We start from the raw sequence: 19,564 nt of genomic DNA, 5'->3' as shown, positions 1-19,564 counted from the left end.
CTGGTGGCGACAGGGTTCAATGCCGCGGAGTACCTGCTTTCGGCCGGGCACCCGGACGCGACCGCGGTCGTCTCGCCCCGCCGCGCGCTCACCTACGCCGAGCTGGCGGAGGAGTCGCGCCGGGTCGCGGGCGGGCTCGTGGAACTCGGCGTGCGGCCCGAAGAGCGCGTCATGTTCTGCATGGTCGACGACGTCGAGCTGCTCACCGGCATCCTCGGCGCGATGCTGGCCGGCGCCGTCGCGGTGCCGGTCTCGACCATGGTCACCGGGCTCGAGCTGGGCAGGATGCTGGCCGACTCGCGGGCGCGCCTGCTGTGCGTGTCCGGGGAGTTCGCCGAGCAGGCGGCGATCGCGCTGGGGTTCGCCCCCGAGGTCACCGACGTCCTCCTCGACCGGTCGGACGCGGCGGCGTTCGGCGTCCGGACGCACGAGTGGTCGTCGCTGAGCGGAACGTTCCGAAGTGGACAGACGTGGGAGGACTCGCCCGCGTTGTGGCTGTACACGTCGGGGACGACGGGACAGCCGAAGGGCGCGATGCACCGGCACGCGAGCATCCGCGCGGTGTGCGAGACGTACGCGCGCGACGTGCTGGCGACGACGCCGGTGGACCGGTTCCTGTCGGTGCCGAAGCTCTTCTTCGCCTACGGGCTCGGGAATTCGTGCTTCTTCCCGCTGGGCGCGGGTGGGACGACGTTGCTCGAGCCTTCGCGGCCGACGCCGGCGTTGTTCGCTCGACGCGCGCGCGAGGAACAGCCTTCGTTGTTCTTCGCCGTCCCGACGTTCTACGCGGCGCTGCTCGCGAGCGACGTCCCGGACGACTCGTTCTCTTCGGTGCGGCACGCGGTTTCGGCGGGTGAGCCGCTGCCGGCGTCGTTGTTCGAACGGTTCCGGGCCCGTTTCGGGTTGGAGATCCTCGACGGCATCGGGTCGACCGAGGCGTTGCACATCTTCCTGTCGAACCAGCCCGGCGCGGTACGGCCGGGCACCACCGGCGTCGCGGTGCCGGGGTACTCCGTGCAGATCCGCGACGAGGCGGGCGCGGTGATCGACGCCTGCGGCAAGCCCGGCGAGCTGTTCGTGGCCGGGCCGTCGACGGCGACCGGCTACTGGGCGCGCTACGACGCGACGAAGCTCGTCTTCCAGGGCGAATGGCTGCGGACCGGTGACAGCTACGTCCGCAACGAGGACGGAACGTACAGCTGTCTCGGCCGGTTCGGGGACATGCTGAAGGCGGGCGGAATCTGGGTGTCACCGTCCGAAGTGGAGGAACGGCTGCGTCAGCACCCGGCCGTGGCGGAGGTCGCGGTGGTCGCCGCACCGGACGGCGACGGGCTCGACAAGCCGGTGGCGTGCGTGGTGGCGGCCCCCGGGTTCGCGGTCGACCCGGACGAGCTGATCGAGTTCTGCCGCGAGGGCCTTGCGGCGTTCAAGCGTCCGAGAGGCGTGGTCGAACTGGCGGAGCTGCCGAAGACGGCGACGGGCAAGATCCGCCGGAACGTGATCCGCGAGCAGGTCCGGGACGTCCTGCGGGTGGTGCCCAGCACGTGATCGACGGCTACTTCGTGGTCGACGCGCACGTCCACACACCGCGCCTGCCGACGCTCAAGCCCGCCTGGACGCAGTGGGCGCACGACTTCGCGGGTTCGTACCCGTGGCGTTCGGTGTACTCCTCTTCGGGGGAGGTGATCCCGTCGGCGATGGACGAGCTGATGGAGTCCGAGGGCGTCGACCGGGTGCTGTTGTTCTGCGAGTACAGCCCCCGGGCGACCGGGATCCAGCCCATCGAAGACAACTTGCCTTTGGTGGAGCACAATCCGACGCGGTTCCGGCTGGTGGCGAACGTCAATCCGTACCTGCACCACCCGCCGGCGTCGGAGGTCGCGCGGCAGCTGGACCTGGGCGCGGTGGCGCTGAAGATCCACCCGGTGCACGGCGCGTTTTCCCCGGCGGACAAGGAGCTGTACCCGGTCTATTCGCTGTGTGCCGAACGCGGCGTGCCGGTGATCCTCCACTCGGGAACGTCGAGCTTTCCGGGCTCTCGCACCAGTTTCGGGAATCCCGAGCTGATGTCCGATGTGGTCGAGGACTTCCCGTCGCTGCAGTTCGTCTTCGCCCACGGCGGTCGCGGGTGGTGGTACGACGTCGCGGCGTTCCTCGCGCTGGCGCGGGAGAACGTCTGGCTGGACCTCGCCGGGTTGCCGCCGAAGAAGCTGCCGGAGTACTACCAGCGGTTCGACCTCGCCCGGCTGGCGGGGAAGTTCGTGTTCGGGACGGACTGGCCCGGGGTGCCTTCGGTGGCGAAGAACGTGCGGACGCTGATCGGGCTGGGCTGGCCCGAGGACGTCCTGAACGGCGTCCTCGGGGGCAACGCGGTGAAGCTGATGCCGGGCCTAGCCTAGAACCTCGTGCAGGCAGAGCACATTGCCTTCGGAGTCGGTGAACCACGCGGCCCGCTCGTTCCCCACTTCCGCGATGTGGTCGACGGTCTTCAGGTCCTCCAGCTCGAAGTCCTGGAACCGCACCCCACGGTCTTCCAAGGTTCTGACCTCGGCCGAAAGGTCCGAGACCTCGAAGCTCAACGCCGTGTTCTGGCTCTGCGCACCCGCCGGCATGGTCCGGAGCCCGATGGCCCCCGCGGCCGCCGCGAAGTACAGCGTTCCGTCTTCGCCCTTCCCCGTCTGCTTCAGGCCCAGGCAGTCCGCGTAGAAGTGGCCGGCGCGTTCGCTGTCGGTCACCGGGAGCATGGTCGTGATGGTCGATTCGGTCAGCATGGCTCCATGGTGCGCCGCCCCCGGCGCCGCGGTGACCTCGACTTTTTCACCGTCAGCCGTTGAACGCGCGCAGTGTCCGCATCGCTTCCGCGAGTGCCGGCGCGTCGTCACCCAGCGGGGTCAGCACGATGCGGCGAAGGATCTCCGCCGCCGCGGTGCGGGCCTTGTTCGCCATCTCGAGGCCGTGGGCGGTGAGGGCCGCGAACGTGACGCGGCGGTCGTCCGGGCTCGGGACGCGGCAGATCAGGTCCGCCGCCACCAGGCGGTCGGCCACCTTCGTGAAGCCGCCGCTGGACAGCGCCGCCTCCGTGGCCAGCTTGGTCATCGGCATCCGGTGGTCGGGCGAGCGGACCAGCCGCAGCAGGATGTCGAACGACGCGGGCGCGAGCCCGAGGCGGTCGGCGATCTCGCCCATCAGCTTGTCCTGCGTGGCCAGGTAGCCCTCGATGACCAGGCCCCACCACGTCACGATCTCGTCGTCGTCGGTCTTCGGCTCCACCGGGCCAGCCTACCGGAAAGTCTGTATGGAATATATCTTGCTCGCGAGAGGTTCTCCGGTTACCTTGAATCCAGGAGGCAACCATGGCGATCAAGACGTCCGGCCTGCACCACGTCACCGCGATCGGCGGCGACCCGCAGCGCAACGCCGACTTCTACCTGCGGACCCTGGGCCTGCGGCTGGTGAAGACCACCGTGAACTTCGACGACCCGGGCACCTACCACCTCTACTACGGCGACAGCGCCGGCAAGCCGGGCTCGCTGATGACCTTCTTCCCGTGGCCCGACGCGCCGAGCGGCCGCCACGGCACCGGCCAGGCGACGACCACGTCGTTCTCGATCCCCGAGGCGTCGATCGGCTGGTGGAAGCAGCACCTGAACGCGCAGAAGATCGAAACCGGCGAGATCCGCAACGCCGACGACGAGGACACCCTCACCTTCCGCGACCCCGACGGCCTGAAGCTCGCCCTCGTCGCGCACCCGCAGGGCGACCCGCGCGACCCGTGGGACACCGAGCTGGTCCCGGCCGAGCACGCGATCCGCGGCCTGCACTCGGTGACGCTTTCCGTGATCAAGGAGGACGCCACCGCCGGCATGCTCACCGACGGTCTCGGCCTCAGCTTCTCGACCCAGGACAGCAATCGCTTGCGCTTCTCCGCCGGCGAAGGCGGACCGGGCGCGCTGGTCGACGTCCTCGTGACGCCGGACGCGCCGCGCGGGCTGGTCGCCGCGGGCACCGTGCACCACGTCGCCTGGCGCGCGCCGGACGAGGAGACCCAGAAGGCCTGGCGCGAAGAGCTCGTCGGCCAGGGCGTGCACGTGACGTCCATCCTGGACCGCCAGTACTTCCGCTCGATCTACTTCCGCGAGCCGGGCGGCACGCTCCTGGAGGTCGCGACCGACGAGCCCGGGTTCGCCATCGACGAGCCGCTGCTGGAGCTGGGCCGCGCGCTCAAGCTGCCGCCGTGGCTGGAGCCGCGCCGCGACGAGATCCAGCGCATGCTCCCCGCACTGAACCTCCCCGCCGAGAACAACCCGGAGCTGTCATGACGTTCGATCACGAGTACGTCGAGGGTTCGCCGGACGCGCCGCTGCTGCTCCTGCTGCACGGCACCGGCGGCAGCCCCGGCGACCTGCTTGGCCTGGCGCGCGAGCTGAGCCCGGACTCCGCCGTGCTGGCCCCGGCCGGCCCGGTCTCGGAACACGGCGCCGCGCGCTGGTTCCGGCGGCTCGCGGAGGGCGTGTTCGACCACGAAGACGTCGTCAAGCGCGCGAACCAGCTCGCGGACTTCGTCGTCGAGGCCCGGGAGAGGTACGGGCTGGGCGACCGGCGGCTGGTCGCCGTCGGCTTCTCGAACGGCGCCAACATCGCGGCCGCGGTGACGTTGCTGCGGCCGGACGTCGTCCGCGAGGCCGCGCTGTTCGCGGCGATGTCCCCGATCCCGGACCCGCCGTCGCACGACCTGTCCGGCTCCCGCGTCTTCCTGGCCAACGGCGAACGCGACCCGATGGCGCCCCTGGCGTCCACGGAGGAGCTGATCGGGCTGCTGCGCGAGCGCGGAGCCGACGTCGTCACGCAGCGCCACCCCGGTGGGCACCAGATCACGGTGGGCGGCGTCGAGGCGGCCAAGAAGTGGATCATGACCTGACGTTTGTACGGAGCGTATATCGGCTCGCCCTACTATCAGGCGATGACTAACGAGGCACTACAGCGTGCTACGAAACTGCTGGACGCCGTCATCCTCGCCGACGGGCACAACGACCTGCCGTGGGAGCTGCGGCTGCACGGCGGCCCGAACCCGGTCGAGGCCGCCGCGTCGCTCGACCTGACCGTCCGGCAGCCGGCCCTGCACACCGACTTCCCGAAGCTCGCCGACGGGAAGCTCGGGATGCAGTTCTGGTCGGTGTACGTGCCCTGCGAGTTCGAGGGCCACAGTGCCGTCACCGCCGTGCTCGAACAGATCGAGGTCGTCCACCAGCTGGCCGAGCGCTACCCCGACCGGCTCCGGCTGGTCGACACCGCCGACGAGGCCGAGGCCGCGTTCGCCGACGGCCGGATCGCGTCGCTGCTCGGCGCCGAGGGCGGGCACAGCATCGCCGAGTCGCTCGGCGTGCTGCGGATCCTGCGCCGCCTCGGCGTCCGCTACATGACGCTGACGCACAACTTCAACACCACCTGGGCCGACTCGGGCACCGACGAGCCGGCCCACGGCGGGCTCACCGAGTTCGGCCGCGACGTCGTGCGCGAGATGAACAAGATCGGGATGATGGTCGACCTGTCGCACGTCGCGCCGTCGACGATGCGCGCGGCGATCGAGGTCAGCTCGGCGCCGGTGATCTTCAGCCACTCCTCCTGCCTCGCGGTCAACGACCACCCGCGCAACATCCCGGACGACGTCCTCGCGCTGCTGCCCGGCAACGGCGGGGTCGCCATGACGACCTTCGTGCCGGCGTTCATCTCGCCGAAGGTCAGCGCGTGGGACCAGGAGCTGAAGGCCGCGATGGAGGCCGCCGGCCAGGAGTACCGGAACCTGGCCCAGCGCGGGGAGTTCGTGAAGGCGTGGGACGGCCCGGTGAAGCCGAAGGCCAGCGTCGACGACGTCGTCGCGCACGTCGAGCACGCCCGCGAGGTCGCCGGGATCGACCACATCGGCCTCGGCGGCGACTACGACGGCGTCGGCACGCTGCCGGAGGGGCTGGAGGACACCTCCAAGTACCCGGTGTTGTTCGCGGCGCTGCTCGAGCGCGGGTGGAGTGACGAAGACTGCGTGAAGCTGGCCGGGAAGAACACGCTCCGCGTGCTGCGGGAGGTCGACGGCTTCGCCCGTTAGGGGGTTTGGCACGGCGCTCCCCGCGTCCCGGACGGACACTGAGTACATGACGCACGCGCGCGGGGACGCGGCCGACCGCCCCACCGGCCCCGCCAGCCACGACCTGCCCGGAAGCAGCGGCCCGACACACCGCGACCTGCCCGGGAACGAGGTGCCCGAGGGCGCCCTCGAGCCCGCCGAACTGCGCGCCGGCGACGTCCGGCCCGGCGCCGAGGAGGTCACGCCGGTGCGCCCGGCGCCGGCCAGGCCCGCGTCCGCCGCCAAGAAGCCACGGCCGACGCGGATCAGCGGCACCTGGGTCGCCGTCATCGCCGGCCTGGTCGTGCTGATCGTGCTGCTGGTCTTCATCCTGCAGAACCTCGATCCGGCGACGGTGCACTTCTTCGGCGCCGAAGGCAGCCTGCCGCTGGCCATCGCGATGCTGTTCTCGGCCATCGGCGGCGCGGCGCTGGTCGCGCTGATCGGCGGCGCCCGGATCCTGCAGCTGCGGAAGCAGGCGCGCCGCCGCTAGACGATGATCGAAGTCATCGTCAGCACCTGCGCGCAAACGTTTTCGTCGCCTGTTGTGCGGACGCGGCCGACGTCGGCGGCGTTGCGCGTGCAGAGCCGCCAGAACGTGTCCAGGTCCGTCGTCACGGTGGCCAGCGGGGTGCGGGACGGTGGCGCGCCGCGGTCCAGGAGCCAGCCGTCGCGCTCGCGGCGCGCGTACCACTTGCCGGCGCCGGCGACCGTGTAACCGACCTGCTTGCCGACGCGCGCGTCGACGTCGCGCAGGGTGTGCGGCAGCGCGCGGACGAACGTGTCGGCGATCGGCTCGGCGTACTCGGCTTCCAGCGGGGTGTGCTCCAGCGCCTCGCGGATCTGCACGTGGTGGACCCAGAACTCCGAATAGTCGCGGGCCGCGTCGAGCCACCGGGGCGCCGGTTCGTCGCCCGCCCAGCTCACCGGCCCATCGAGGACGTCGAGGTCGAGCTTCGCCCAGTACTCGGTCGTCTGGCCCATGAACTCGTACATCATCGTGAGCAGGACGTCCGTCGAGAGCCGGCGGCACGCGACGACCCACTCCTCGTTGATCCGGTCGATGAAGCGCGGGAACGCCTCACCCGGACGGGGGGCTTCGGAGGCGTGCCCGTCGCGGCCGCGGGACAGCCGGCCGACCTTGTCGCCCAGCAGGTGGGCGGCGACGTCCTTGACCGTCCAGCCGGCGCACATCGTCGGACGCTCCCAGTCTTCCTCGGTCAGCGCGCCGAGCAGCGTCATCAGCGACTGTTCCTCTTTGGAGAAGTACGGGAGGACGTCGATCGGCGGGCCCCAGCGCGTCGGACTCATGCGTCCATCCAACACGGATGTCACACCTCCGTTCGGCCTACCCGCAGGTAGCATCGGCGCGTAAGCAGAGGGGAGTCCGCCGGTGAACGCAGCGCGACCGAACGGCCGGGGCACCGGCGACGAGGTGGCCGACCTCGCCCGGCGCGCCGGGCAGCTGGCGGGCTGGGCCGCGCGCACCGGGTTCGCGCTCGGCCGCAAGCTCCCCGGCGTCGAGACCGCCGAACGCGGCGTGCGGCAGGTCGAGCGCCAGCTGCTGGCCGAGCTGCGGCGACGGCTCGACGAGGTCGACGACCCGTACCACGCGGCGCTGACGGCGGCGTCGGCGATGAACCGCCCGGCGGTGCCCGGGAAGGTCGAAGCGACCGTGACGCTCGTGCCCGCGCGCGACAACCACGCCGAGCCGTTGCGTGCCGCGATGGCCGAGCTGCTCAACCACTCCATCGGCTTCGGCCGCGAGCGGTCCCGCGAGTACTTCTACGCGATCATCCTGCGCCAGCTGACGCCGGACGAGGCCCGCATCCTCTCCGCCCTCTCGGACGGCTCGCCGTTCCCCGTGATCGACGTCGTCGAGCGCACCGGCCTCGGCAGCAGCGGGCGCGTCGCACTGCGCAACGCCTCCACGGTCGGCAAGGCGGCCGGGGTGTCGCTGCCCGACCAGGTGCCCGGGTACGTCACGCGGCTGATCGGGCTGGGCCTGGTCGACCTCGACGAAGAGGTGCCCTCGCTGGAGACGCAGTACGAGATCCTGCTGACCGACGAGACCGTGCGCGACGCGGAGAAGCACGTCAAACGCGCGAAGTACGTCCGGCGGACGATCCACATCTCGCGCCTGGGGGCGCAGTTCTGGCAGGCCTGCGACCCCGCTTTTCAACCACCCAGCTTCGCCTAGCCGGATGGGGTCGTTCCTCGCCGGCATCGTCGCCGACTTCGCGCAGCACTGGCCCCTTTACGTCTCGATCCCGGTCGTCGCCGCGCTGATCGGCTACGGCACCAAGCTCGTCGCGATCCGGATGATGTTCCAGCCGGTGGAGTTCATCGGCGTCAAGCCGTTCCTCGGCTGGCAGGGCATCGTGCCCAAGCGCGCCGCGCGGATGGCGAGCATCGCCTGCGACACGATGACCGAGCAGCTGATCAAGCCGGCCGAGGTCGTCGCGCGGCTGGACGCTTCCCGGATCGCCCAAGAGATCGAGAAACCGCTGCTCGCGGGCGTCGAGGACATCGTGCGTGAAGTGGCCGGGCACTACCAGCCGGGGCTGTGGGAGTCGCTGCCGGTGCGGGTGCAGCGGCTGGTGATCGAGCGCGTCCAGCACGAGTCGCCGCGGATGGTCGCGGCCGTGCTCGACCTCATCAAGTCCGATGTGGACAGTGTGTTCGACCTCAAGGGCATGGTGGTCACCAGCCTGGTCAAGGACAAGCGGCTGCTGAACCGCATCTTCCAGGAGGCGGGCGCGAAGGAGTTCAAGTTCATCGCCCGGTCGGGTCTCGTGTTCGGCGGCGCGATCGGCGTGATCCAGATGGGGGCCTGGATCCTGTTCGAGTTCCCGCTGATCATGCCGCTGTTCGGCCTGTTCACCGGCTGGTTCACCGACTGGCTGGCGCTGCGGATGATCTTCTACCCGATCGAGCCCCGGCGCTACTTCGGCGTGCAGTGGCAGGGCCTGTTCCTCAAGCGGCGCGCGGAGGTCGCGGAGGCGTACGGCTCGCTGATCGCCCAGGAGATCATCACCCCGCACAACGTCATCGAGGCGATCCTGCACGGGCCGTTGTCCGACCGGGTGCTGGCCCTGATCCAGCGTCAGCTCGACCGGGAGCTCGGCAGTGTCGCGAGGCCGCTGCTGGTGTTCGCGGTGGGCAGCCGGAAGTACCAGGACGTGAAGCTGTCGATCGCCGAGCAGATCATGAACCGGCTGCCGGAGACCATGCGGTACATCGAGGACTACGCGACCGACGCGATGGACATCCGGAACGTGCTGGTGTCGAAGATGAAGGAACTCTCGCCGCACGAGTTCGAGCGGCTGCTGCGCCCGGCGTTCGAACAGGACGAGTGGATCCTGATCGCGACCGGGGCGGTGCTGGGCTTCGCGGTCGGTGAGGGTCAGGTGCTGCTGCTGGAGCACCTGGCCGCCTGAGCCCGGCCGGGCGAGCAAGTCCACCCGAACGGCCGTACACCCGGACGTATCCCCGCGCTCACTTCACGCCTCTAATCTGCGCAGGACGACGACGGGCGGGGGAGCCCATGGCTGAGACACCGGAACCCGGAAGCGCCGAGGACAAACTGCCCCGGCAGGAGATCAGGCTCGCGATGACCATGGTCGGCGGCACGAGCCTCGCCGTCTGGATCGGCGGCATCGCGGCCGAGACGTCCCAGTTGCTCCGCGAGGCACGGGACAGCGTGGCCCCGGGCAGCTACCGGAAGCTGACCGGCCTGCTCCGGGCGGACGTCTCGGTCGACGTCCTGACCGGGACGAGCGCCGGGGGTATCAACGCCGCCTGCCTCGGGCTCGCGGAGGCGTTCGACTCGAGCCCGGAGGTTCTGCGCGACACCTGGATCTCGACGGGTTCGCTGGACAAGCTGATCCGCGATCCCGCCGAGCCTGAACCGCGGTCGCTGTTCGACGGCGACCGCGTCCTCCTCGACGGGCTCCGCTGCGCGCTCGACCAGATCAAGGGGAACAGCCCGGGACCGGCGGCGGGCCCGCCCGATCTCACCGTGCTGCTCACCGGAACCATGATCGACGGCGAGAGCACCCGGTACCAGGACGCGCTGGGCAACCTGGTGCGGGACACCGAGCACCGCATGCTCTTCCGGTTCCACGGCGAGCACTGGCGATCGGGGAAGGTGCTCGGGCCGCTCGCCCTCGCTGCCCGGTCCACCTCCTCCTACCCCGGTGCGTTCGAGCTGTCCCGGGTGCCGATCGATACCCCGCAGACGGACGAGAAGCACCCGGACATGAAGCTGTACACCCAGCTCCGCCGCTCGCACTGGGTGACCGACGGCGGGGTGCTGCTCACCAAGCCGCTCCGGCCGGCCCTGGAGGAGATCTTCGCCCGGCCCGCCGCTTCCGACGTCCGGCGGCTGCTGCTGTACGTCGTGCCGGCCGGGGAGCAAGAGGCCGTCGCGAAACCCTGTGACGCCAACGACTTCCCGATGCTCACCACCACGATGGGCAAGGTCGTCACCGCGGTGATGAGCCAGTCCATCAGTGCCGAGCTCGAGGAGCTCTCCCGGCACAACGCCGGTGTGGTGCGGACGAGGGACACCCGGGTCGTCCTGGCCGGGCTCGGGCTGCGCGGCGGCGCGGAGTCGCTGATCGACAAGCAGCTCTTCCGCGCCTACCTCGAGCGGCGGACGGCCGAGGACGCCGCGAAGCTGGCCGAGCTCGCCGCCTGCCGGTATGCACAGTCCCATGTGGACAGTCTGGAGCTGCAGTGGTCCACGGGGATGTCGGCAACCCTGCGCGACAAGGCGGCCGAGGGGCTGACGAGCGCGCTCGCTCCGCCGCTGACCCGGATGCCGGTGGCAGCGCTGCTGCCCTATCGCACTTCGGCCCTCGCTGACGCCGTCGCGACCGGACTTCAGCTGATCAACGCGGCTTTCCTGCTCGGCCCGGACGCGGTCGACGCCGAGGTGCTCAACGACGCCAGGGCAAAGCTGCACGATGCGCGGAAGAATGCCGCTCGGAAGAAGAAACTGGACGAGTGGGTCTCGGCACAGCCGGAGCCGGACAAGTCCCTCGAAGCGTGGGTCGGCGAACTGGCCCGGGGGTGGGCAGCGGCCGTGGACACGGACGACCTCGCCGGTGCCTGGTCCTGCGTCGTCGACGCGCTCCGGACCACGGCACCAGCCTTGCGCCGCCGGGTCGATGCGCGACCGGACGAAAACGACGTCGTGAAGACGCTGCTGGACTGGCTCGTGCTCGAAGGCGAAAACGACGACGAGGTCGTGCAGGCGCGGTTGCTCGCCCTGCACGTCGCCGGCCGCGGGCTGCTGGCGGAGGCACCCGCCGTCGACCAGCGAGCCGATTTCGTGCAGGTGAGCGCCGATTCCCGGACGCTGCTCGACATGGACCGGCGGCGCTCGTGGGAGAAGCTGACGGGGATGCAGGCGGGCCACTTCGGGGCCTTCTACAAGGCGTCCTGGCGCGCGAACGACTGGATGTGGGGCCGGATCGACGGGGCGGGCTGGCTCATGCAGGTCCTCCTCGACCCGGTCCGGCTGCGGAACCTCGCCGACCTCGCCGACCGGGACGTGTTCCGCGCGCAGGTGCAGCGGACCTTCGGGGAGATCGGCTGGTGCCCGCCGCGCGAGGCGGACCACCTCAGCACAGCGGACGTCGCCGAGCTGACCGCTCAGCTCGGCAAGGAGCTGGGCTTCCTCGGGCTCGACGGGCAGCTGAAGCCGGTCGCATACGCCTCCGAAGTGCCCGAAAGCATGCCGGTCACCGCACTGGTCCTCGCCAGGTCGCGGCAGTTGGAGATCGCCCGGGCCGAACTGCCGGTCGTGTGGCGGCACGCGGACGACGACGTCGTCAAGGCGAAGGCGAGCGACAAGAAGTCGAAGGCTTTCCGCGCACTGGCCGCACCGGACCCGAAGACCGGGAATGCGGTGTTCCCGCTGGACGGCGACGACCGGACCCAGGGAGTGTTCCAGGCCTGCCGCGTCTCGGCCGAACGGATCTCGGACGAGCGTGGCACTCCGTTGCTGGTCAAGACCGTGATCAAGCTGGCCGCGGCCGGGGTCAACGCGGTGGCCGCGACCGCGCCGTCGACCCCGAAGGCCGCCAGGTCGATGGTCACCGCCGTCCGCGCCACGGCCCGCAGCACGTGGCGGATCACCAAGGGCGCGATGGCGCTGAAGACACCGGGAACCATCGCGGCCGCGGTGCTCGCCCTCGTAGCGGGCCTGCTGATGGGCGGCAACGGCAATGCGATCGTGGGGCTCATCGGGCTGCCGGTGCTGGCCGGCGGGGTGGTCTTCGTCGTCGTCAACGTGCTGCTGATGTCGAAGAAGTCACCGCTGCTCGTGCTTTACCTGCTCGGCCTGCTCGTGGTGCTCGGCCTGGTGCTCGCACCGTTCCTGCCGGTGCTCGCGCAGCCGTTCTTCGGCTGGCTGGGCTCGGTGGTCGACGGCTGGGGCCGCGGTGACGCGCCGGTCGCGTGGGTCGTCTTCGTCGCCGTACTGCTGCTGCCGTGGGTCGTGCCGCCGATGGGCACCCTGTGGCGGCGCATCCGCCCCGGCGACCGTCCGGCGAAGCCCGAGAAACCTGGTGCGCGACCGGTGGGGCGCGAGGAACAGGCGAAGACGGCGGCCGCGGTCGTCCTGACGACCCCGGCCTCCGTGGCTCTCCCGGACACCGGCCCGGCGGCCCAAGCTCCCGAGCCCTCATCGTGAGCGCGAGGTGTCCGGACAAGGGCGCCGCTCGTGCGGACTCGTGCGGAATACGGCCCGTCGCCTTGCGATCACGGGCTCGAAGGTTCATGGTGCGGGTAGGTCGCGAGCCACGGGCACGCGACCAGGCCGCCCGTATGCCCAGGCACCGTTCACCCTAAACATGTTTGTGGGACTGCTCACCGGGTACTCCGCGTCGTCGCAGGTCATTGCGGGGTTCGTGAGCCACGTCGCTGGCAAGCGGAAAATTCTCTGTTACGTTTCCTGAGTATGTCCGTAACGCACTTGATCGAATCCCCGACCAAGGCGGACGGCGCGGAGCTGTGGAGAATCGCGCGCGATTCCGCCAAGCTCGATCTCAACTCGCCGTACGCATACATGCTGTGGTGCCGCGATTTCGCCGAGTCCTCGGTGGTCGCGCGCGAAGACGGCAAGGCGGTCGGATTCGTGACCGGCTACCGCCGGGTGGAAGACCCCCGGGTCGGGTTCGTCTGGCAGGTCGCGGTCGACGCGTCGCAGCGGGGAAAAGGCCTGGCCGGCACGCTGCTGGACGCTCTGTACACGCGGCTCGTCGCCGATGGGGTGCGTTACCTCGAGACCACCATCACCCCGGACAACGAAGCGTCCATCCGGCTGTTCACGTCGTTCGCGAAGCGCTGGAACGCCGCGGTGGAAACGAGTGTGCTGTTCGCCGGTGAGGATTTCCCCGAAGCCGGGCACCTCGCCGAAGAGCTTTACCGCATCGGTCCGCTCACCGCACGCAAAGATCCGGGCGAGTAGGAGAAAAGAAACGTCATGAGCATCTTCGAAGAGCTCGAATCCGAAGTCCGCAGCTACAGCCGCGGCTGGCCGGTCGTGTTCGACCGCGCCCAGGGCAGCCATCTCTACGACGAGAGCGGAAAGTCCTACCTGGACTTCTTCGCCGGAGCCGGCGCGCTGAACTACGGGCACAACAACCCGCGGCTCAAGCAGGCGCTGATCGACTACATCCAGCGCGACGGCGTCACCCACGCGCTCGACATGTACACCGTGGCCAAGCGCGACTTCCTGCAGACCTTCCGCGACAAGATCCTCGACCCGCGCGACCTGAACTACAAGGTCGTGTTCCCGGGTCCGGGTGGCGCGAACGCCGTCGAGGCCGCGCTGAAGCTGGCGCGCAAGGTGACCGGCAAGGAATCGGTCATCAACTTCACCAACGCCTTCCACGGCATGACGCTGGGCGCGCTGTCGGTCACCGGCAACTCGATGAAGCGCGGCGGCGCCGGTGTCCCGCTGGTGCACGCGACCCCGATGCCGTACGACGCGTACTTCGACGGCGCGATGCCGGACTTCCTGTACTTCGAGAAGCTCCTCAAGGACTCCGGCAGCGGGCTCAACGAGCCGGCCGCGGTGATCGTCGAGGGCGTCCAGGGCGAGGGCGGCATCAACGCGGCGCGCCTGGAGTGGCTGAAGGGTCTCGACGACCTCTGCAAGCGCCACAACATCCTGCTGATCCTCGACGACGTCCAGATGGGCTGCGGCCGCACCGGGCCGTTCTTCAGCTTCGAGGACGCCGGGGTCAAGCCGGACATCGTCTGCCTGTCGAAGTCCATCAGCGGCTACGGCCTCCCGATGGCGCTGACGCTGATCAAGCCGGAGCTCGACGTCTGGGAGCCCGGCGAGCACAACGGCACCTTCCGCGGCATCAGCCCCGCGTTCGTCACCGCGACCGAGGCGATCAACGCCTACTGGAGCGACGACGAGCTCGAGAAGTCGACCAAGGCGAAGGGCGAGCGCATCGCCGCCGCGTTCTCGGGCATCGTCGAGGCCTACCCGGACGCGAACCTGGTCGCCAAGGGCCGCGGCCTCGCGCGCGGCCTGGAGTTCGAGAACGGCGACCTGGCCGGCCGGGTCTGCGCCGAAGCGTTCGCGCGCGGCCTGCTGATGGAGACCTCCGGTCCCGAAGGCGAAGTCATGAAGCTCCTGCCGCCGCTCACCCTGACCGACGACGAGCTGACCCAGGGCCTGTCGATCATCGACGAGTCCATCAAGGCCGTCCTGAAGAAGTAAAGGAGTTTCACCCGTGCTCGTTCGCACCCTCGACGAGGTCACCGACACCGACGCCGACATCAAGACGGAGAACTGGCGCAGCAAGCGGATCATCCTGGCCAAGGAGGGTGTCGGCTTCTCGGTGCACGAGACCACGCTGTACGCGGGAACGGTCAACGACTTCTGGTACGCGAACCACATCGAAGCCGTGTTCATCACCTCCGGCGAGGGCGAGATCGAAGACCTCGCCACCGGTGAGGTGCACCAGCTCGCGCCGGGGACGCTGTACCTGCTCAACGACCACGACAAGCACCAGGTCCGGCCGAAGACCGAGATCAAGTGCGTGTGCGTGTTCAACCCGCCCGTGACCGGGCGCGAGGTCCACGACGAGAACGGCGTTTACCCGCTGATCACCGAGGAATCGTAAGAGCCGGAGAGGAAACAGGGAGGCGAAGCCCCGTGACGCTGACGGACACCCGGGTCGACGACGGTTACCCGACCCGGATCACCGGCACGCCGGCCCGGCTGCCGCGCATGCACCCCACGGTGTGGGGCACCGAAGCCGACGGTCCGATCGACGCCGCCACGCTGGCGAACCACGAGACCAAGGGCTACACCGTGGTCGAGGACACGCTCTCGGTCGGGGAGGTGCAGACGTACTGGCAGGAGCTGGTGCGGCTGTCCTCCGACCGGGAGCTCGCCAGGGACGAACGCGTGATCAGCGAAGCGAAGACCGGGGAGGTCCGGTCGATCTTCGACGTCCACGAGCTCTCGGACCTGATCGCCGAGCTGGTGCGCGACCCGCGCGTGCTGGACCGGGCCCGGCAGCTACTCGGCTCCGAGGTGTACATCCACCAGAGCCGCGTCAACTACATGCCGGGGTTCAAGGGCACCGGGTTCTACTGGCACTCGGACTTCGAAACCTGGCACGCGGAGGACGGCATGCCGACGCCGCGCGCGGTCAGCTGCTCCATCGCGCTGACGGACAACTACCCGTTCAACGGCGGCCTGATGATCATGCCGGGCTCGCACCGGACGTTCGTCCAGTGCGCCGGGGAGACGCCGGACGACAACTACAAGGCGTCGCTCAAGGACCAGCGGGTGGGCGTGCCGGGCGAGGACGACATCACGAAGATGGCGGCCGAGCACGGCATCGACCAGTTCACCGGCCAGGCCGGTTCGGCGCTGTGGTTCGACTCGAACATCATGCACGGCTCCGGCAACAACATCACCCCGTACCCGCGCTCGAACATCTTCCTGGTGTTCAACAGCGTGGAGAACGCGTTGCAGGAGCCGTTCGCGGCGAGCGTGCCCCGGCCGGCGTTCATCGCCGGCCGCGACTCGACCCCGATCTCGCGGTGAGCCGAGTCATACCGGGGCTTCGCCCCGGGCCGGGGGCTCCGCCACCCGGAGCCCCCGAAAGCGCTGAGTCAACCCGGCGGTGACCGACCCGGTGCGCTTTGTTACCGTGTCGCCACCGCGTGGGCGTGTGGCCCGCGCAACAGACGTCTTCGCGGACGATCGGCGGGTGCTTCGCTCGGGGTGAGCTCACCCGCCCGGTCGCCTTCGAAGACGAACGGGTGGACCGTGCCCCCTGACGGCCCAGCCGGGAGTTTCACTACGACCCCGTACCAGCGGATCGGGACCGCTGGTACGGGGTCGTCTCACGTCCGGGTGACGCTCGGCCCATGGATGTCGCACCCCGTCCCGCTCTTCGCTGCGGAATTCGCAGAAGGCCCAAAACTCCTGGTACCGGCCCTGCTCGACAACCCGTCACCACGGTAGGTTGATTTTCGCGGCGAGGGAGACCCCGGGGAGGTGGGCGCCAGCATGGCCGAATGCCGGTTCCAGCTGCTCGGGCCCGTCCAGCTGTTCGACGGCGACGTCGCCGTCCCGATCGGCGGCCCGGGCGTCCGCGGGCTGCTCGCCCTGCTCGCGCTCAAGCCCGGCAAGGTCGTCGGGCTCGACGAGATCATCGACGCCCTCTGGGGCCACGATCCGCCCGCCACCGCCCGCACCATCGTCCACGGCAACGTCTCCCACCTGCGGCGGATCCTGCGCGACATCGACGGCCCGAGCATCCTGACCACCCCGCCGGGCTACCGCCTGGCCGTCGAGCCCGACCGGATCGACGTCCACCGGGCGCGTACCCTGCTCGACCGCGCGGCCGTGGCCACCCCGGAGACCGCTGCCGCGCTGCTCGCCGAGGCGCTCGCGCTCTGGCAGGGCCCCGCGCTGGGCGGCGTGCCCGACTCGCTGCGGGCGCCCGAGCTGGAGGACCTCCGCCTCGCCGTGCACGGCGCCCGCGTCGACGCCGACCTCGGCCTCGGCCGGCACGCCGAGCTGATCGTCGAGCTCAGCCCGATCGTCCGCGCCGACCCGCTCGCCGAGCGGACCGCCGGCCAGCTCATGCGGGCGCTGTACCACGCCGGGCGCCGCGGGGACGCGCTCGAGCTGTACCGGACGGTCTCGCGCGCCACCCTCCGCACCCTGGGCGTCGAGCCCGGCGCCGAGCTGCGCTGGCTGCACGAGCGCGTGCTCAACGACGACCTCCCGGCGCGGAAGGCCGCCACCCCGGCCGCCGCCGAGGAGCCGGGCAAGCCGATCTCGCAGCTGCCCGCCGCGGTGCCGAGCCTGGCCGGGCGGGCCGGTGAGCTGGCCTGGCTCGACGGCCTGGTCACCCGCGCCGAAGCCGGCGAAACGACGATCGCGATCGTCACCGGGACCGCCGGCGTCGGCAAGAGCACCCTGGTCGTGTGGTGGGCGCACCGGGTGGCGCCGCGGTTCCCGGACGGCGTCCTGTTCGCGTCGCTGCGCGGCTTCGACCCACACCACCCGCCGCTGGAGCCCGCCGAGCTGCTCACGCAGTTCCTGCTCGGCCTCGGCGTCGAAACCGCGAAGATCCCGGAGCGGCTGCACGAACGCGTCGCGCTCTACCGGTCGCTGATCGCCGGGCGGCGGATGCTCGTGCTGCTCGACGACGCCCGCGCGGCCGAGCAGGTGCGCCCGCTGCTGCCGCCGAGCGCGCGGACGATGACGGTGGTGACCAGCCGGTCGCGCCTCGACGGGCTGGCCGTGTCGAACGCGGCCAAGCAGCGCGTCCTCGGCACACTCGCGCCGGACGACGCGGTGCGGCTCATCGAGGAGCTCGCCGGCCCGGCCGGGCTCAACCACGCGCTCGCGCGGCTCTGCGGCTACCTCCCGCTCGCGTTGCGGATCGCCGGGGCACGGCTCTCGGCGAGTCCACAACGGACCGCGGAGGAGCTGGTCGACGAGCTGGGCAACGAGCGGACCCGGCTGGCCGGGCTGCAGGTCGACGGCGCCGACGACAGCGTGCGCGCCGCCTTCGACGTCTCCTTCCGCGGCCTGCCCGGCGAGATCGCCGAGACGTTCCTGCAGCTCGGCGCGGTGCCCGGGGTGCTGGTCGGGCCGCACCTGATGGCCGCGGTGGCGCAGATCCCGGTCGTCGAGGCCCGGCGGCGGCTGCGCGCGCTGGCCGCGCACAACCTGATCGCCGAGACCGCGCGGGACGTCTTCGCCCCGCACGACCTCGTCTGGCTCTACCTGCGCGAGCTCGCGGAACAGGAGCTGGGCGAGAAGGAACGCGACGAGGCGATCGGCTGGACGGTCCGCTACTACCAGGCGGTGGCCGATCGGGCGCGGCGCCGGCTGGGCCACGTCGCCGACCCGCTCGACTACACCGGCGTGCTCGACGACGAGGCGATGCCGCCGCTGGCCGGCTTCGCCGAGGCGCAGGACTGGTTCGCGGCCGAGTGGCCGAACCTGCTCGCGGCGCTGGACGCCGCGTACGCCGCGGGCCGCTACGACGACGTCTGGCGGCTGGCGCGGATCGGGCACGGCTACCGCGTCGTGTGCCCGCTGCTGGACGAGTGGACGCGGATGGCCGACCTCGGCGTCGCGGCCGCCGAAGCCGCGGGCGACGTCGCCGGGCAGTGCTGGCTGCGGCTCGCGCGGTGCGAGATCGCGCTGACGTTCGAGCTGCCGGGCGCCGGCCTGGCCGACGCCGAGCGGGCGCTGGAGCTGTCCGCCGGGCACCCCGAGTCCCGGCTGGTCACGTCGGTCGACCTGCAGCTGGGCCGCGCGCTGAGCCGGCGCGGCGAGCACGAGAAGGCCATCGGCCGCCTGACGCGGGCGATCGCGGGCGCTTCGGACGTCACGCTGCGCGGCCAGGCGCTGAGCAGCTGCGCGCAGGCGGAGAAGCGGGCCGGCCGCCTGCCCGACGCGATCGCCCACCAGCTCGCGGGGCTGGAGATCGACCGCTCCCTCGGCGACGACGACCGCGTGGTCGTCTCGCTGGACAAGCTGGCCGAGCTGAGTCTCCGGGCGGGCGACCTCGAGGCGGCGGAGCGCCACGTCTGGGAGGCGATCGACCTGGCGATCAGCCGTGAGTTCACGGTCCGCGAGGGTGCGCTGCGGCTGACGCTGGGGCGGGTGCTGCGGGCGCGGGGCGATCTCGACGGTGCGCGGGAGCAGCTGGCTTTGTCGGTGCGCATTTACGAGCGGGTGCACCCGAAGCTCGTCGGTGAGGTCCGGGCCGAGCTCGCCGAACTGCAGTGATGATTTCGCGTGACAACTTTCCGGCGGCGAGTCACATTCGTGGAGCGAATGTCGGTTGCGAATGGATCACGGCCCGGCTCCGGCGGTGAATCCTTAGTGGATTCTTAGTGCCCTCGGGCGGCGTCCGCGTAGGTTCGGCA

Annotated in this window: 17 protein-coding genes; 14 read left to right on the top strand and 3 right to left on the bottom strand. The window is 70.5% G+C overall.

Annotated features, from left to right (window positions below):
- Window positions 1–3 precede the first annotated feature (3 nt).
- On the top strand, window positions 4–1,548 hold the full coding sequence (locus AB0N03_RS03650) for a benzoate-CoA ligase family protein (protein WP_364364797.1): 1,545 nt from the start codon (window positions 4–6) through the stop codon (window positions 1,546–1,548).
- On the top strand, window positions 1,545–2,399 hold the full coding sequence (locus tag AB0N03_RS03645; protein WP_364364794.1) for an amidohydrolase family protein: 855 nt from the start codon (window positions 1,545–1,547) through the stop codon (window positions 2,397–2,399). Before AB0N03_RS03650 ends, AB0N03_RS03645 begins: the two co-directional genes overlap by 4 nt.
- Here the strand turns inward: AB0N03_RS03645 and AB0N03_RS03640 are convergent.
- Both AB0N03_RS03640 and AB0N03_RS03635 read right to left on the bottom strand, forming a co-directional pair.
- The gene (locus tag AB0N03_RS03640) at window positions 2,391–2,771 is read right to left on the bottom strand and encodes a VOC family protein (RefSeq protein ID WP_364364791.1); all 381 of its coding nucleotides are present in this window, start codon (window positions 2,769–2,771) and stop codon (window positions 2,391–2,393) included. The genes AB0N03_RS03645 and AB0N03_RS03640 overlap by 9 nt on opposite strands.
- A gap of 52 nt (window positions 2,772–2,823) precedes the next feature.
- Window positions 2,824–3,270 (bottom strand): MarR family transcriptional regulator, encoded by a 447-nt coding sequence (locus tag AB0N03_RS03635; protein WP_364364789.1) that lies wholly within the window; start codon window positions 3,268–3,270, stop codon window positions 2,824–2,826.
- Between the two features lie 83 nt (window positions 3,271–3,353).
- On the opposite strand from AB0N03_RS03635, the gene AB0N03_RS03630 reads away from it, so the two are divergent.
- From AB0N03_RS03630 to AB0N03_RS03615, 4 genes are read left to right on the top strand one after another with little or no spacing between them, the layout of a single operon-like run.
- Window positions 3,354–4,319, top strand: a complete 966-nt coding sequence (locus AB0N03_RS03630) for a ring-cleaving dioxygenase (protein ID WP_364364786.1) — start codon at window positions 3,354–3,356, stop codon at window positions 4,317–4,319.
- The gene (locus tag AB0N03_RS03625; RefSeq protein WP_364364783.1) at window positions 4,316–4,918 is read left to right on the top strand and encodes an alpha/beta hydrolase; all 603 of its coding nucleotides are present in this window, start codon (window positions 4,316–4,318) and stop codon (window positions 4,916–4,918) included. Before AB0N03_RS03630 ends, AB0N03_RS03625 begins: the two co-directional genes overlap by 4 nt.
- Window positions 4,919–4,960: 42 nt before the next feature.
- Window positions 4,961–6,100, top strand: a complete 1,140-nt coding sequence (locus AB0N03_RS03620) for a dipeptidase (RefSeq protein ID WP_364364780.1) — start codon at window positions 4,961–4,963, stop codon at window positions 6,098–6,100.
- A 46-nt stretch (window positions 6,101–6,146) separates the two neighbouring features.
- Entirely contained in the window at window positions 6,147–6,611 is a 465-nt protein-coding gene (locus AB0N03_RS03615) for a LapA family protein (protein WP_364364777.1), read from the top strand.
- Here AB0N03_RS03615 and AB0N03_RS03610 read toward each other — a convergent pair.
- Complete coding sequence (locus tag AB0N03_RS03610) at window positions 6,608–7,429, bottom strand: maleylpyruvate isomerase family mycothiol-dependent enzyme (protein ID WP_364364774.1); 822 nt, start codon at window positions 7,427–7,429, stop codon at window positions 6,608–6,610. The genes AB0N03_RS03615 and AB0N03_RS03610 overlap by 4 nt on opposite strands.
- A gap of 82 nt (window positions 7,430–7,511) precedes the next feature.
- On the opposite strand from AB0N03_RS03610, the gene AB0N03_RS03605 reads away from it, so the two are divergent.
- The 8 genes from AB0N03_RS03605 (at window position 7,512) to AB0N03_RS03570 (ending at window position 19,424) form a co-directional block, all read left to right on the top strand.
- A complete protein-coding gene (locus AB0N03_RS03605; protein WP_364364771.1) occupies window positions 7,512–8,318 on the top strand; it encodes an Abi-alpha family protein in 807 nt (268 codons plus the stop codon).
- 4 nt (window positions 8,319–8,322) lie between these two features.
- Window positions 8,323–9,558: a DUF445 domain-containing protein gene (locus tag AB0N03_RS03600; RefSeq protein WP_364364768.1), complete on the top strand. Its 1,236-nt coding sequence runs from the start codon at window positions 8,323–8,325 to the stop codon at window positions 9,556–9,558.
- Between the two features lie 107 nt (window positions 9,559–9,665).
- The gene (locus tag AB0N03_RS03595; RefSeq protein ID WP_364364765.1) at window positions 9,666–12,821 is read left to right on the top strand and encodes a patatin-like protein; all 3,156 of its coding nucleotides are present in this window, start codon (window positions 9,666–9,668) and stop codon (window positions 12,819–12,821) included.
- Between the two features lie 267 nt (window positions 12,822–13,088).
- Window positions 13,089–13,598 (top strand): diaminobutyrate acetyltransferase, encoded by a 510-nt coding sequence (ectA, locus tag AB0N03_RS03590; RefSeq protein ID WP_364364762.1) that lies wholly within the window; start codon window positions 13,089–13,091, stop codon window positions 13,596–13,598.
- 15 nt (window positions 13,599–13,613) lie between these two features.
- Window positions 13,614–14,867: a diaminobutyrate--2-oxoglutarate transaminase gene (gene ectB / locus AB0N03_RS03585; RefSeq protein ID WP_364364760.1), complete on the top strand. Its 1,254-nt coding sequence runs from the start codon at window positions 13,614–13,616 to the stop codon at window positions 14,865–14,867.
- 13 nt (window positions 14,868–14,880) lie between these two features.
- On the top strand, window positions 14,881–15,273 hold the full coding sequence (locus AB0N03_RS03580) for an ectoine synthase (RefSeq protein ID WP_364364757.1): 393 nt from the start codon (window positions 14,881–14,883) through the stop codon (window positions 15,271–15,273).
- Window positions 15,274–15,305: 32 nt separating this feature from the next.
- A complete protein-coding gene (gene thpD, locus AB0N03_RS03575; RefSeq protein ID WP_364364754.1) occupies window positions 15,306–16,208 on the top strand; it encodes an ectoine hydroxylase in 903 nt (300 codons plus the stop codon).
- A 468-nt stretch (window positions 16,209–16,676) separates the two neighbouring features.
- Window positions 16,677–19,424 carry a BTAD domain-containing putative transcriptional regulator gene (locus AB0N03_RS03570; RefSeq protein ID WP_364365345.1) on the top strand — a complete coding sequence of 916 codons (2,748 nt, stop codon included), beginning with the start codon at window positions 16,677–16,679 and terminating at the stop codon, window positions 19,422–19,424.
- The last annotated feature ends 140 nt before the right edge of the window (window positions 19,425–19,564 follow it).

The sequence above is a fragment of the Amycolatopsis sp. NPDC051061 genome, assembly GCF_040682935.1.
In the GTDB taxonomy this organism is placed as follows: domain Bacteria; phylum Actinomycetota; class Actinomycetes; order Mycobacteriales; family Pseudonocardiaceae; genus Amycolatopsis.
Note: the sequence above shows the minus strand (reverse complement) of the source record. Positions and strands in the feature narration are given on the sequence as shown.

Excerpts from the sequence above, each read along its gene's own strand:
- AB0N03_RS03640 (WP_364364791.1), bottom strand. The coding sequence starts at position 2,771 with ATGCTGACCGAATCGACCATCACGACCATGCTCCCGGTGACCGACAGC.
- ectB (WP_364364760.1), top strand. The coding sequence starts at position 13,614 with ATGAGCATCTTCGAAGAGCTCGAATCCGAAGTCCGCAGCTACAGCCGC.
- AB0N03_RS03610 (WP_364364774.1), bottom strand. The coding sequence starts at position 7,429 with ATGAGTCCGACGCGCTGGGGCCCGCCGATCGACGTCCTCCCGTACTTC.
- AB0N03_RS03615 (WP_364364777.1), top strand. The coding sequence starts at position 6,147 with ATGACGCACGCGCGCGGGGACGCGGCCGACCGCCCCACCGGCCCCGCC.
- AB0N03_RS03595 (WP_364364765.1), top strand. The coding sequence starts at position 9,666 with ATGGCTGAGACACCGGAACCCGGAAGCGCCGAGGACAAACTGCCCCGG.
- AB0N03_RS03630 (WP_364364786.1), top strand. The coding sequence starts at position 3,354 with ATGGCGATCAAGACGTCCGGCCTGCACCACGTCACCGCGATCGGCGGC.
- AB0N03_RS03620 (WP_364364780.1), top strand. The coding sequence starts at position 4,961 with ATGACTAACGAGGCACTACAGCGTGCTACGAAACTGCTGGACGCCGTC.
- AB0N03_RS03625 (WP_364364783.1), top strand. The coding sequence starts at position 4,316 with ATGACGTTCGATCACGAGTACGTCGAGGGTTCGCCGGACGCGCCGCTG.
- AB0N03_RS03570 (WP_364365345.1), top strand. The coding sequence starts at position 16,677 with ATGGCCGAATGCCGGTTCCAGCTGCTCGGGCCCGTCCAGCTGTTCGAC.
- AB0N03_RS03600 (WP_364364768.1), top strand. The coding sequence starts at position 8,323 with ATGGGGTCGTTCCTCGCCGGCATCGTCGCCGACTTCGCGCAGCACTGG.
- ectA (WP_364364762.1), top strand. The coding sequence starts at position 13,089 with ATGTCCGTAACGCACTTGATCGAATCCCCGACCAAGGCGGACGGCGCG.